Source organism: Kitasatospora sp. Root107, from assembly GCF_001424875.1.
Classification (GTDB): Bacteria; Actinomycetota; Actinomycetes; order Streptomycetales; family Streptomycetaceae; genus Kitasatospora.
Map to the genome: position 1 here is coordinate 114,991 of NZ_LMCT01000034.1, position 12,740 is coordinate 127,730.

At 71.3% G+C, this 12,740-nt stretch carries 12 protein-coding genes; all 12 read right to left on the bottom strand.

Annotated features, from left to right (window positions below):
* Positions 1–2 precede the first annotated feature (2 nt).
* Positions 3–1,961, bottom strand: coding sequence for a glycoside hydrolase family 32 protein (locus ASC99_RS25955; RefSeq protein WP_057236413.1), 1,959 nt, complete (start codon positions 1,959–1,961; stop codon positions 3–5).
* 45 nt (positions 1,962–2,006) lie between these two features.
* On the bottom strand, positions 2,007–3,008 hold the full coding sequence (locus tag ASC99_RS25960; RefSeq protein ID WP_057236415.1) for a glycosyl hydrolase family 32: 1,002 nt from the start codon (positions 3,006–3,008) through the stop codon (positions 2,007–2,009).
* A gap of 72 nt (positions 3,009–3,080) precedes the next feature.
* Positions 3,081–3,980, bottom strand: coding sequence for a carbohydrate ABC transporter permease (locus ASC99_RS25965; protein ID WP_235583141.1), 900 nt, complete (start codon positions 3,978–3,980; stop codon positions 3,081–3,083).
* Between the two features lie 21 nt (positions 3,981–4,001).
* On the bottom strand, positions 4,002–4,973 hold the full coding sequence (locus ASC99_RS25970) for a carbohydrate ABC transporter permease (protein ID WP_082598630.1): 972 nt from the start codon (positions 4,971–4,973) through the stop codon (positions 4,002–4,004).
* Between the two features lie 63 nt (positions 4,974–5,036).
* Positions 5,037–6,209, bottom strand: coding sequence for an ABC transporter substrate-binding protein (locus ASC99_RS25975; protein WP_082598631.1), 1,173 nt, complete (start codon positions 6,207–6,209; stop codon positions 5,037–5,039).
* Between the two features lie 212 nt (positions 6,210–6,421).
* On the bottom strand, positions 6,422–7,441 hold the full coding sequence (locus tag ASC99_RS25980) for a LacI family DNA-binding transcriptional regulator (RefSeq protein ID WP_235502432.1): 1,020 nt from the start codon (positions 7,439–7,441) through the stop codon (positions 6,422–6,424).
* A 174-nt stretch (positions 7,442–7,615) separates the two neighbouring features.
* Positions 7,616–8,554 (bottom strand): alpha/beta hydrolase, encoded by a 939-nt coding sequence (locus ASC99_RS25985; RefSeq protein WP_057236423.1) that lies wholly within the window; start codon positions 8,552–8,554, stop codon positions 7,616–7,618.
* 25 nt (positions 8,555–8,579) lie between these two features.
* Positions 8,580–9,293 carry a 4'-phosphopantetheinyl transferase superfamily protein gene (locus tag ASC99_RS25990; RefSeq protein WP_057236424.1) on the bottom strand — a complete coding sequence of 238 codons (714 nt, stop codon included), beginning with the start codon at positions 9,291–9,293 and terminating at the stop codon, positions 8,580–8,582.
* Positions 9,290–10,582: a PLP-dependent aminotransferase family protein gene (locus ASC99_RS25995; protein ID WP_057236426.1), complete on the bottom strand. Its 1,293-nt coding sequence runs from the start codon at positions 10,580–10,582 to the stop codon at positions 9,290–9,292. The genes ASC99_RS25990 and ASC99_RS25995 overlap by 4 nt, the downstream gene beginning before the upstream one ends.
* A complete protein-coding gene (locus ASC99_RS26000) occupies positions 10,579–11,673 on the bottom strand; it encodes an alpha-hydroxy acid oxidase (RefSeq protein WP_057236428.1) in 1,095 nt (364 codons plus the stop codon). Before ASC99_RS26000 ends, ASC99_RS25995 begins: the two co-directional genes overlap by 4 nt.
* Positions 11,670–12,437 (bottom strand): hypothetical protein, encoded by a 768-nt coding sequence (locus ASC99_RS26005; protein WP_057236431.1) that lies wholly within the window; start codon positions 12,435–12,437, stop codon positions 11,670–11,672. The genes ASC99_RS26000 and ASC99_RS26005 overlap by 4 nt, the downstream gene beginning before the upstream one ends.
* 2 nt (positions 12,438–12,439) lie before the next feature.
* A complete protein-coding gene (locus ASC99_RS26010; RefSeq protein ID WP_063857192.1) occupies positions 12,440–12,724 on the bottom strand; it encodes a phosphopantetheine-binding protein in 285 nt (94 codons plus the stop codon).
* Positions 12,725–12,740 lie beyond the last annotated feature (16 nt).

Below are 12,740 nucleotides of genomic sequence, written 5' to 3' on the forward strand. Positions count from 1 at the left end.
TGTCAGTCGCTCAGGGTTACCTGATCGAGCATCAGGTGGCCCCAGCTGCCGGTCGCGTCGTCGAGGATCTGCAGCTGCGCGCTGCGGCCCTGCCACTGGCCGAGGTCCCAGGTGACGGGCTTCAGGGTGCCGGTGTCGTCGCCGGTGGCGGTGCGTACGGGCACCCCGTCGACGAGGAGGCTGACGGCGGTGGCGCCGGGCTGCCCGAGCGGATGGTGGCCGCCGGCGACCAGGAGGTGCAGGGTGTTGCGGTCGACGGTGAAGGCGGGCGAGGTGATGGCGCCGGTGGCGGAGTCGGTGCCGGCGTAGGTGTCGAGGACGGCGGCGCCGACCTGGCCCGGGAGGCTCGCAGGGGTCGGTCCGGTGTCGTTGAGGCTGCCGGTGGCGGTCCAGCCGGTTCCGTACGTGCTGCCTTCGAAGTCGGCGAGGGTCCTGGCCGGGCGCTGGGCGAGGTTGGCGAACTCGGTGACGGTGACGTTGGCGAAGGTGGCGCTGCCGCCGCTGGTGAACAGGTTGACGCCGCTGTCGTTCGGGTCGGGGAACGCCAGGCTGGAGTGGACGTAGCGGCCGTCGTCGAGGAAGTACTCGACGGTGGTGCGGTCGACGAGGATCCGCAGGTGCGCCTGGGTCTTCGCCGGGTCGTACGGTGCGTGGGTCTCCTCGCGCCGGCCGGACGGGTCGGGGTTGCCGGTCTGACGCCGGTTCAGGTAGCTGTAGTCGTGGTTGATCCCGGCGTCGACGTGGCGGGTGCCGTCGGCGGAGACGCGGCTGACGTCGGCCTCCAGCTGGTAGGCGGTGCCGTGGTAGTCGAGCGGGACTTGGCCGTTGACCTGGATCGTGCCGAGCGAGGTGACGCTGGTGGCGTGGTTGTCGAGCGCGGGTACGGGCCGGGAGGCCAGGGCGTACCCGTCGCCGTAGTGCTTGAGGGTGATCTGACGGGTGATGGAGTCGGTGCCGTTGAAGCCGTCGGAGGCCCAGGTGGGGGTGGTGAACGGGTAGGACCAGTTGTTCATCCAGCCGATCGCGTAGCGGCGGTCGAGCGGAGCGGTGGGGTCCTCCCAGGTGACGCCGCCGTACCAGTCGAGACCGCGGTCGAGCCACTGCGGGGTGGCGGTGTCGGGGGTGAAGGCGGTGCCGTCGAAGGTGCCGGTCCAGTAGGCGTAGGTGTTGGGGGCGCCGGTGAGGTAGCCGTTTGCACTGGCGCCCATGACCCAGTGGGTGGTTCCGTCGTCGGCCGTGAGCTGGAACAGGTCGGGGCATTCGAGGGTGCCCAGGGTGTTGTCGACGTAACTGGAGGTCCAGCTCCAGCTCTTGAGGTCGGGGGAGGTGTAGAAGCCGATCCGGTCACCCTCGGCGAGGAGCGCGACCCAGCGGTTGCGGGGGGCGTCCCAGAGCACCTTGGGGTCGCGGAAGTCCTTGCGGCCGCCGTTGGCCATCACCGGGGTGTCGCCGTAGGGGCGGAAGTTTCGGCCGCCGTCGGTGGAGTACCAGAGGAACTGGGCCTGCGGGCCGGACGCGTCGACGATCTGGGTGGGCGTGGGGTGGTCCATCTGGGTGGTCAGGATGACGATCGCGCCGGCGCCGAACCCGGCGGTGTTGTCCGTGTCGACGACCGCGGAGCCGGACCACAGGTCGTAGTTGGCGTTGGTCTTCTTCGGGGCGGCGACGCCCTGGTCATGGAAGGCGACGTTGTCGGTGGTGGTGGCGAGGCGCCAGGCGGTTCCGACGGCCTGGTCGTAGTCGGCGTTGTAGAGGTAGTAGTAGTGGAAGGCGCCGTCGACGTAGACCGGCCGCTGCGGGTCGTTCTTCCAGTGGTCGGGCACGGTGAAGTGGTACACGTCGCGGTAGCTGTCCGCCGCCCGGGCGGCCTGCGGGGCGGCCGGGCCGGGGGCGGCGACGCCGAGCGCGGTCAGGGCGAGAGCGAGCAGGGCGGTGAGGGAGAACCGCAGTCGGGAGGTCATGGTCGGCTCCTGGACTTCTGTGGGTGGGGAGGAGCTGTCGTACCGTCAGCGAGGCAGGGGGACCTGCGCGGACAGGGCACCGGTACCGGCCGGTTCGGCCTCGAACGTCATCCGGTGACCGTCCCAGCGGATGGGCATGGGGTCGCTGACACCTCCGGTGAAGGTGCCGTCCGGGCCGGTGTGGTGGAAGCCCATGAGCACCCAGCGGCCGTCCCGGCGGCGGACGAGCTTGCCGCTGTAGTAACGGTCGTCGGTCACCTGCTCGGCCGCGCCGATGTCGAACGGTCCGAGCAGGCTCTCGGCGGGGGCGGCCCAGATGCCGCCCCGGGTGCCGCCCGCCCGGCGCAGGTCGGAGGCGTGCTCGGCGAGGCAGGAGAAGAGCAGTACCGGCCGGCCGTCGACGATCTCGGTCTGGACGACCTCGAGCTGCCCGAAGCCGCGTACGGCGGGCGCGGTCAGCGGCGGCTGCAGGTGCCACTCGCGCAGGTCGGGGGAGACGGCGTGGCCGACGACTCCGCGTTCGAAGGCCGCTCCTTCGGTGGCCCGGGCGGTGATCAGCATGTGCCAGCCGTCGCCGCCGGGGTCGGGGAAGACCCAGGGATCGCGGAACGCCTCGTCGTGCCACCGGCCGGAATCGAGCGTCTCGTACCAGGCGGGGTCCGCGCCGAGTACGGGGTTGGCGCCCGCCTTGTGCCAGGTGGTCAGGTCGGTGGAGGTGGCGTAGCCGATGCGCTGGATGTTCTTGCCGTCGGGGGCCCGGGTGGCGCCGGTGTAGAAGAGGAACCAGGTGCCGTCGGGGTGGCGGGCGACCGAGCCGGTCCAGGTGGCGAGGTCGTCGAAGGCGGGGGCGTCCGCGCGGACCAGGGCGTCGGGGACGCGGGTCCAGGTGCGCAGGTCGGTGGAGACGGCGTGGCCGATGGCGGCGCGGTAGTGGCGGGCCTCGGGGTCGTGCAGGGCTCGGGACGCGTACAGGAAGAACAGGTGGTGCTGTTCGCCGTCGTCGGCGAACCAGAAGTCCCAGACCCAGGAGTCGGGCAGCGTGAACATGAGGGCCTTTCAGGGCAGGCGTGAGGAGCCCGGCAGGGCGTGGTGTACGGGGGCGCGCGGTGGCGGTGGTGGTCAGCCCTTGACGCCGCTGGCTGCGACGCTGCTGACGAAGGCGCGCTGGAAGGCGAGGAAGACCACCAGTACGGGCAGCGTGATCATGGAGGTGTAGGCCATGATCTCGCCCCAGGCCGGGTTGTCCTGGAAGAAGTACTGCATGCCGACCATGACGGGGCGCAGCTTCTCGTCCTGCACGACCATCGTCGGCCAGAGGTACTGGTTCCAGGCGGGCAGGAAGGTGAGGATCGCCACGGTCGCGAAGGCCGGTCCTGACAGCGGGACCACGATGCGGCGGTAGATGGTGAACCAGCCGGCGCCGTCGATACGGGCGGCCTCGTCGAGCGAGGTGGGGATGGTGGAGAAGTACTGGCTGAACAGGAAGATGGAAAAGGCGTTCGCGACGAACGGGATGATCTGCACCTTGTAGCTGTTGAGCCAGCCGATGTCGTAGACCAGCGCGCCGTCCTGGAAGAGCAGGGTCGGCAGGTGGGCGACCCAGTAGACCAGTGGCACGGCGATCGTCTCGAAGGGGACGATCAGGGTGGCGATGACGACGCCGAGGACCAGGCCCCGGCCGCGCCAGCGCAGGCGGGAGAGGGCGAAGCCCGCCATGGAGTTGACGACCAGTCCGAGGCCGACGATCGCGACGGTGACCAGCAGCGAGTTGAGCAGGAAGCGTCCGACCGGCACCCGGTCGAAGACCGCGCCGTAGTTGTCCAGGCCGACGTCGCCGACCGGCAGGAACGCGCGCCAGCCGCTGATGTCGGAGAGGATCTGGCCGTCCGGCTTCAGGCTGGAGACGAACATGAAGACCAGCGGGAAGAGGAAGAACACGGCGAGGCCGACCAGGACCAGGTAGGACCAGACGCGGCGGCGCCGACGCTGTTCGCTCGCCTCGGAACGCGTGCCTCGCACGCGCGGAGTTGCGGCCATGGGTCAGTCCTTGTCACGGGTGAGGTGGCGCTGGATCAGCGCGATGACGAGCACGATCACGAAGAAGACCAGGGACAGCGCCGAGCCGTAGCCGATCTGCTGCTGGCGGTAGCCGGTGAGCACCGCGTGGTAGACCAGGGTCGAGGTCGAGTCGATCGGGCCGCCCTGGGTCATCACGTCGATCTGCACGAACAGGCCGAGCGCGGCGATGGTGATGGTGATCAGGACGAAGATCCTGGTCGGGCGCAGGCACGGCCAGGTGACGTCCCTGAACTGGCGCCAGGTCCCGGCGCCGTCGATCCGGGCCGCCTCGTAGAGCTCCTCGGGAATGGTCTGCAGCCCCGACAGCCAGATCAGCATGTGGAATCCGACGGCCTGCCAGACGGACAGCACGATGATCGCGAACAGGGCGGTGCTGGGGTTGTTGAGCCAGGCGGTGCCCTGCCAGGCGCCGAAGGTGACCGAGTCGATGAAGGAGTTGACCAGCCCGTCCGGCTGGTACATGAACTTCCACAGGATCGAGACCACGACGATCGAGGTCACTACCGGGATGAAGAAGATGACCCGGAACGCGGTCACGCCGCGGATCTTCTGATTGACCATCAGGGCGAGGAACAGCCCGAAGCCGGCCTGGACGGGGACGACCACGGCCGCGAAGGCGAAGGTGTTCAGGGCCGAGCGGAAGAACGTCGGGTCGACGGTGAAGGCCCGGACGAAGTTGTCGAGGCCGACGAAGCGCAACGGCTCGGGGGAGATGAGCCGGGCGTTGGTGAAGGACAGGGCGAAGCCGAGCAGCACCGGCACGATCAGGAACGTCAGCAGCAGGACGATCGCGGGTGAGGCCATGGCCAGGCCCGCGCGGGCTTCGCCTCGGCGGGCGGCGCGCTGTCCGCGCCGCCGGGGCCTGATCGGTGCTCGGGTGGCGTCGGGGGTGGCCGCGTCGGCCGGGGATTCAAGACGGAAGGTCGCCGTCATGGGGTCACGCCTTTCCACAGGCGGGGCGGCACGGCAGCCGCCCCGCGACCGCTTGACGCCTCGTCAGTTTCCGTAGCTGTTGTTCGACTTGAGGTCGCTGTCGATCGACTGCACGGCACGGTCGAGAGTGGACTTGACGTCGGCGCCGTTCATGACGTCCTTGGCGGCCTTCTCGAAGGTGGTGGAGATCACCGGGTAGCCGGGCGTGGCGGGGCGGACCAGGGCGAACTTCTGTGACAGGACGGCGAACTGGTGCAGCGAGCCGTCCGGGCCGAAGTACTTCGAGGCGGCGGCGGCGCCCGCGGTGGCCGGAATGACGACCTGGCTGTCGGCGAAGTCGGTGAGGTACTTGTCCTGGAAGCTGAACTTCAGGTACTCGCGGGCGCCCTCGCTCGGCGCGCTGCCGCAGCCGGCGGAGATGCCCCACTGCCAGGAGCCGCCGCCGATCCTGGGACCCTTGCCGAAGTCGACGGGCGGCAGGATCAGCAGGTCGGAGCCGACCTTCTGCAGCGCGTCCTGGGCATTCCACACGCCGGTGTAGCTCAGCGCCACCTTGTCGTCGATGAACTTCTGGTTCCCCACCGGGCCGTTGCTGTTCGCCCAGCCGTTCTTGAACACCTTCTGGAACCAGGTGAAGAACCTGACGGAGTCGGGGCCGTTGAGCACACCGTCGGCGGACTTCATGGCGGTGCGGTCGACCAGGTCGCCGCCGGAGCTCTGCAGCATCGGCGAGTACGCGTACGGCCACCACTCGCCCTTGTCGGCCGCGCCGAGGTCGAGCGGGGTCGCGTAACCGGAGCTCTTGAGCCTGGCGGCGGCGGCGTCGAACTCCTCCAGCGTCCAGGGCTTGTCCACGGTCGGGATGCGGATGCCGTTCTTCTCCAGCACCGACTTGCGGGCGAAGATCGACAATGCCGCGTCCCAGTAACCCGCCGAGTAGACCTTGCCCTGGTAGCGGCCGACCGCGGTGGGCAGCAGCGAATCGGTCAGCGCGGCCGGGAGCTCCAGCGGCTGCAGGTAGCCGGCCCAGGCCCAGTTGGGCATGATCGGGCCGTCCATGTCCAGCAGGCACGGCAGGTTGCGGGCGGCGGCCGCCGCGGTGATGGCGTCGTTGTACGAGCCCTGCGGGAAGTTCTGCTGGACGACCCGGTACTTCGTCTGCGAGGCGTTGAACTCGTCGATGATCTTCTTGTAGACAGCCAGCTCTCCGGGGTTTCCCGCGGAGTGCGTCCACATGCTGATCTGCGTCGGACCGTTTCCGGACGGCGTGCCGTCGTGGTTCGCCTTGGCGCAGCCGCTCAGCGCGACCGTTCCCAGGAGGCCCGCCGCTGCTACGATTGCGAGGGGTTTGCGCACAGGTGATCCCTTCAAGGGGCCGACTTGCAGGTCGGCCCCGGTGTGATGGCAGCGTCAACTGCCATGTGATTTCGGTGAGTCCGCCGCCGTTCTCAGTTTCCGGCCGGGATCGGCGGCGGCCCCACGGAGTCCCGACGGATGATCGGGCAGTTCATGAGAAGCGGGTCGTTCCGATCGGACTCCCGCAGCCCCAGGGCGACCTCCATCGCCCAGCGGCCCATCTCGTAGTGGGGTAGTGCGACCGTGGTGAGCGGCGGATCCAGCTCCGAGGCGATCAGCTGCTGGTCGTCGTAGCCGACGATCGACAGGTCGTCAGGGATCACCAGGCCGCGACGGTGGGCGGCGGTGTAAGCGCCCATCGCCATACGGTCGTTGAAGCAGAAGATCGCGGTCGGACGGCGCTCGGCCGGCAGGTCCAGCAGTCCCTCGACGGCCGCCCGCCCGCCGGCGGCATCGGTTGTCGCGCGCACGTGCAGGGCCGGATCGGGGGTGATTCCCGACTCGGCGAGCACCTGCAGATAGCCCTGGTGGCGAAGCTCCGAGGCGACGACGTCTTCGGGGTTGGGCGCATCGACATAGGCGATCCGACGGTGACCCGCCGCCACCAGCTCACGCGTCGCCGACGCCCCGCCCTGCCGGTCGTCCGGCACCACCGCCGGCCAACCGCCTTCCGTCGGACGGCAGTCCAGGAAGACGGCGTCCGCCGGAAGGCCGGCCGGCGCGTCCACCGCGCGGTGCCACATCCGGGCATAGAGCATCGCGTCGACCTGCTGGCCGGCCAGGGCGAGGATCGCCTTCCGCTCCTGCTCCGCGTCGTCGTCGGTGTTCACCAGGATGACCAGGTGGCCGTGATCTCGGGCGACATCGTTGGCGCCCGCCAGCATCCGGCCGGCGAAGGGGGTGGTGGCGATCGTGTCGGAGATCAGCCCGATCGTCCGGCTCCGCTGGGTCCGCAGGCTGCGCGCCACCGAGTTCGGCGCGTACCCGGCCGCCTCGGCCGCCTCGCGGACCCGGGCCTGCGTCTGCGGCGAGATGCGGTCGTTGCCCGCACCGCTCAGCACCATCGAGACGGTGGCGGTCGAGACGCCGGCGGCGGCCGCAACATCGGACATACGCACCCGGGCCATGGCGATCCGACCTCGTTTCATCTGCGTTTAATCGTTTAACCTTCGGGACGTGAGTATGCAGTTGCCCCGTTACACCGTCAAGACAACGGCTGTGCCGTAACCCCGATGCAACCCGAGTGTGACCGGAGCGTGAAGGGGCAGGACGCCGAGAGCGAGCCGTCAGCGTGACCCGAAGCAGTCACGTAGGAACCTGGCCGCCTGGAGGTTGGCGGTGCGGGCGGCGTCGACGGTGCCGGTCATGGCGAAGAAGCCGTGCGCCATGCCGGGGTAGCGGGTGAGTTCCACCGGGACTCCGGCGGTGGCGAGCCGGGCCGCGTACGCCTCGCCCTGGTCGCGCAGCGGGTCGTACTCGGCGGTGATGACCAGGGCCGGGGGCAGGCCGCTCAGGTCGGCCGCCCGGAGTGGGGAGGCCAGCGGGTGCTCGGCGTCCTGAGGGGCGGTCAGGTAGTGCCGGCCGTACCAGGCCACCGAGTGATGGTTGAACAGCCACGGGTCGGCGTTGTCGCGCATCGACGCGTCGTCGGCCAGCTGGTCGGTGTTGGGATAGACCAGCAGCTGTCCGGCCAGTGCGAGGTCGCCGTCGGCGCGGGCGAGCAGGGTCACCGCGGCCGCGAGGTTGCCGCCGGCGCTGTCGCCGCCGACCGCGAGAGCGGCCGGGTCGGCGCCCAGCTCCTCGGCGTGGTCGGCGACCCAGCGGAGCGCCGCGTGGCAGTCGTGCACCGCTGCCGGGAACGGGTGCTCGGGGGCGAGTCGGTAGCCGACGGTGACGACCAGGCAGCCGGCCTCCGCGGCCAGGTCGCGGCAGAGCACGTCGGCGGTGTCGATGCTGCCGAGGGTCCAGCCGCCGCCGAAGTAGTAGAGCAGTGCGGGCAGAGGCCGTTCGGCGCTCGGCCGGTAGATCCGGACCGGCAACTCGCCACCAGTGCCCGGCAAATGACGGTCAATCACCTCGTACAGGGCGCGGGGTCTGCCGCCGGCGGCCCGGATCGAGGCCAGGTCGGCTGACCTGGCCTGCTCCACCGACAGGGTGTACAGGGGGGCTGCGCCGCTGCGGGCGCGCTGCTCGCGCAGGGTCCGGAGCTGTGGGTCCAGAGGCATCGGGGGTGCTCCGTTCGACGGGTCGTCAGCGGGGGGTGCTGGGGTCGGGCCAGGTCCAGCGGCGCAGGGTCACCCGGAAGGCCTCGGTGCCGGACAGGGCGACGGCCGCCCGGTAGCCGGGGGGCGCGGGGACGTCGGTGACGCGGTAGTCGCGCGACCAGGCGTCGTCGGGGTGCTCGCCGGTCCCGGTGCTGCCGTCGAGCAGCGGGATCCGCAGCCCCTGGGTCAGCCGGCCGCCGTACGCCTTGACCAGGGCCTCCTTGCGGGCCCAGAGCCGGGCGAAGCGGTCGGCCCGGCTGTCGGGGTCCGCCGCCGCCCGGACGAAACCGGCCTCCTCGGGCGGGAAGTAGCGCTCCGCCATGGCGATGGCGTCCAGCCGCGTCAGCACCCGTTGGACGTCCACGCCGACCCGGCGCGACGCCGAGACCGCGACCATGGCGACGGTGTCCGAGTGGGAGAGGTTGACCTCCGCTCCGGTGTGACGGCCGGTCAGTTCGGGCTTGCCGTGCGGACCGTGCCGCCAGCGGATCTCCTCGGGCGTGGCCCCGAGCCGCCGGGCGACGATGCAGCGGAGCGCGCCGTGGGCGACGACGAACCGACGGCGGTCGTCGGCCGAACGGTAGGCCTCGGCACGGAGCCGTTCGCCCGGGTCCAGCACGGCGAACAGGCTCGCCAGGGCAGGCCCGGACTGCTGGTCGGGCACCAGCCAGAGCCGGACCGTGTCCGGGGTGCCGGTCACCGGGGCTCCGCCCGGTCCCTGACCAGCCGGGCGAGCCGGCGCACGCCCTCCTCGATCTGCGCCGGTTCCAGCGCACTGCAGGACAGCCGGAGGGCCCGCCGCCCGCCGTCGCCGCCGTGGAAGAAGCTCATCGGGGTCCACAGCACCCCGTAGTCCCGGCCGGAAATCTCCAGCAGGCTCTCGTCGGCGGTCAACGGCACGTCGACCACCGCGAAGAAGCCGCCGTCCGGCGCGTTCCAGCGGACCCTGGGCTGATCGGCGAAGGAGCGCTCCAGGGTCGCCAGCAGGGTGCGCAGGTTTTCGCGGTAGAACTGGATCTTCTCCTTGGCGGCGGTCCTGAGGCTGCACCCGGACTCGACCAGGAAGCCGCCGACCAGGGCCTGCGCGACCGGTGAGGTGTTCACCGTGAGCAGGCTCTTCACCGTGGACAGCTCCTCCGCGAGCAGCGTGCGGCGGCCCTGACGGTCGATCACGGCCTGGTCGGCGACCAGGAAGCCGATCCGGGCACCGGGGAAGCAGGACTTGGCGAAGGAGCCGAGGTAGATCACCCGCTGCCCGGTGTCCAGGGCCTTGAGCGCGGGCCGGGGTGCCTCGTCGAGCCCGAACAGCCCGTAGGGATCGTCCTCCAGCAGCAACAGGTCGGCCTCCGCTGCCACTTCGAGCAGCCGTCGCCGGGCCGGAACCGGCATCGAGGCCCCGGACGGGTTGGCGAAGCTCGGCACCAGGTAGAGGGCGCGCGGACGTCGGCCGTCGGCCCGGACGGCGCGGGCGACGGCGAGTACGGTCTCCGGGTCGAGGCCGTCCGCCGTCTCGGGCACCGGCACCACCTCGATGCCGAGCAGCCTGGCCGCCCCGGTGAACCCGACGTAGCAGGGCTCGACGGCGAGCACCACGTCGCCCGGCCCCGCGCACAGCCCGCGCAGCGCGACGACCATCGCCTCCTGGGCGCCGGTGGTGACCATCACGGCCTGCTCCGGCACCTCGATCCCCTCGTCCTGGGCGAGCATCCGGGCGATCAGCGGGCCGAGGTAGCCGTTGGTCCGGCCGTACTGCAGCAGTTGGCGCTGCCGCTGGTCCGCGTCGAGGCCGAGCCGCTCCAGGTGGTCGAGGTAGGTCCGGAGGTAGCGGTGCAGGTCGTCGGTGCTGTGGAAGCCCTCGTACGGGCGTCCGGCCGCCAGCGAGATGGCGTCGGGGAAGCGGGACGAGACCTCGTTCAGGAAGTTCATCGACGCCGACGCCGGGTCGGACACCGACGCGTGCAGCTCCTCGCGCACCAGCTCTGTCGTCATCGTCCCTCCCGGGCGAGCGCGATGGCGGACTGGTCGACGGCCGACAGGGCCGGTCGTCCGGTGAGGGCCATGATGTGAGCGAGCTCCTCGGTCGCCAGGCCGAGCACCCCGGCCACCCCGGCGGCGCCGTCCGCCGCCAGGCCCCAGAGCACCGGGCGGCCGAGCAGTACCGCCCGCGCCCCCAGTGCGAGCGCCGCGAAGGCGTCGGCGCCACTGCGGACCCCGCCGTCGAACAGCACCGGGCAGGCGGCGGCCCCGACCGCGTCCACCACCTCGGCCAGGGCGTCCAGGCTCGCCGGAGCGCCGTCCAGCTGCCGGCCGCCGTGGTTGGAGACCACGATCGCGTCGGCCCCGTGCTCCACGGCGAGTACGGCGTCCTCGGCGGTGAGGATGCCCTTCAGGACCAGGGGCAGCTCGCTGCGCCCGCGCAGCCAGGCCAGGTCGGCCCAGGTCACCGAGGGGTCGACGGCCTCTGCGGTGTGCACCGCCAGCGCGGAGCGGCCGGCGTCGGAGCGGTGGGCGGAGGCCATCAGCGCCGGGTCGAGGTTGACGGCGGAGATGCCGGCCGGGATCGCGAAGCCGTTGCGGGCGTCCCGGTGGCGCCGTCCCAGTTGCGGTGCGTCCACGGTCAGGACGACCGCGCGGTAGCCGGCCTCGGCGGCCCGGTCGACCAGACCGGCCAGCACCTCGCGGCGGCGCAGCCAGTAGAGCTGGAGCCAGAGTGGCCCGGTGGCCTCGGCGGCGATGTCCTCCAGCGTGCGGCTGGCGAAGACGCTGACCATGTAGAGCGCTCCGGCCGACCCGGCGCCACGGGCGGTGGCGACCTCGCCGTCGGGGTGCACCAGCCGGTGGTAGGCGGTGGGCGCGACGCCAACCGGGGTGGCCAGGCGGGCGCCGAGGAGTTCCGTCCCGGTGTCGCAGGCGGAGACGTCGACCAGCACCCTCGGGCGCAGCGTCACCCGGGCGAAGGCGCGCCGGTTGGCGTCGACGGTGCGTTCGTCTTCGGCGCCTCCCTCGACGAAGTCCCAGGTGCGGTCGTCGAGTTGACGCTGCGCCAGGTCACGGTAGTCCTCGATGCGGAGCGGTGTCACCTGGGCACCTCGCCGTCCAGGTCGACGGTGACCAGCCGTCCGCTGTCGTGGTCGGCCAGCAGCAGCCTGCGCGGTCCGGCGGCCGGCCGGGCCAGTTCGCCGGCCAGCTCCCACCACACGCCGGTGCCGGGCTGGCTCGGGTCGGAGTTCCTCAGGAGCTCGGCCCCGGCGGGTTCGGCGGCCGGAGCCGAGACCCTGGCCGGCCGTTCGCCCGGCAGCGGTTCGCCGAACAGCAGTGCCACGCCCCGGCTTTCGGCCGGGACGGTGACCGGGATGCCGGGGTCGTAGGGCAGCGAGTTCTGCTCGACCACCAGCAGCAGCGCCCGCCGGAGCCCGCCCGAGCGCGCGTACGCGTCGACCAGCCGCAGCGCGGTGAACGCGCTCGCGGTGCCCTGGTCGCTGACCGCGAAGGCCATCGGTGTGCCGGGGCAGACGTGGCTCAGGTAGGTGGCCGTGGCGCGGCCCGGAGTGAGGTCGGGGATCGAGTACGCGAGCACCAACAGGTCGACCGACTCGCCTGCGGGCACGGCCGCGTGGATCAGCGCCTCGCCCATCTCCCCGTAGGACTGGCCGACATGTTCCGAGGGGTCGGGTGAGAGCCCGTACGGGTGCAGCAGGTCGGCCAGGTAGCGAGCCAGCCGCTCGGCGTGGACCGGGTCGCCGGCCAGTGCCGCCGGTTCCGGGAAGGCCATCCGTACGGCGCGACGGATGCCCCAGGCAGCAGGCGGTGAGGCGACTTCGCTCGCCGGCCCGAAGGTGCGCATCCTCACGCCTCCGGGAGCAGGTTCCCGGCGACGTAGTCGGCCAGTGAGCCGACCGTGCCGAAGTCGTCCCGGCCGAGGTCCTCGACGCTGATCTCCACCGCCAGGCGTTCCTCCAGCTCCAGGACGAGTTCGAGGCCGGTGGTCGAGCTCATCCCGAGGGCCTCCATCAGCGTGGTGTCGGCCGTGGCACCGGTGACCTCGCGCTTGAGCACGAGGGGGAGCAGGTCACAGATGGTGTCGACCAGTTGCTCGCGCAGAGCAGGGTCGGCGGTGTCGTGCTCAGGCATGGTGGATCCTTCGTGG

Coding starts and splice junctions, on each gene's coding strand:
- ASC99_RS25985 (WP_057236423.1), bottom strand. CDS start 8,554: ATGCCTCTGGACCCACAGCTCCGGACCCTGCGCGAGCAGCGCGCCCGC.
- ASC99_RS25970 (WP_082598630.1), bottom strand. CDS start 4,973: ATGACGGCGACCTTCCGTCTTGAATCCCCGGCCGACGCGGCCACCCCC.
- ASC99_RS26010 (WP_063857192.1), bottom strand. CDS start 12,724: ATGCCTGAGCACGACACCGCCGACCCTGCTCTGCGCGAGCAACTGGTC.
- ASC99_RS25975 (WP_082598631.1), bottom strand. CDS start 6,209: ATGTGGACGCACTCCGCGGGAAACCCCGGAGAGCTGGCTGTCTACAAG.
- ASC99_RS26005 (WP_057236431.1), bottom strand. CDS start 12,437: ATGCGCACCTTCGGGCCGGCGAGCGAAGTCGCCTCACCGCCTGCTGCC.
- ASC99_RS25955 (WP_057236413.1), bottom strand. CDS start 1,961: ATGACCTCCCGACTGCGGTTCTCCCTCACCGCCCTGCTCGCTCTCGCC.
- ASC99_RS25980 (WP_235502432.1), bottom strand. CDS start 7,441: ATGTCCGATGTTGCGGCCGCCGCCGGCGTCTCGACCGCCACCGTCTCG.
- ASC99_RS25995 (WP_057236426.1), bottom strand. CDS start 10,582: ATGACGACAGAGCTGGTGCGCGAGGAGCTGCACGCGTCGGTGTCCGAC.
- ASC99_RS25960 (WP_057236415.1), bottom strand. CDS start 3,008: ATGTTCACGCTGCCCGACTCCTGGGTCTGGGACTTCTGGTTCGCCGAC.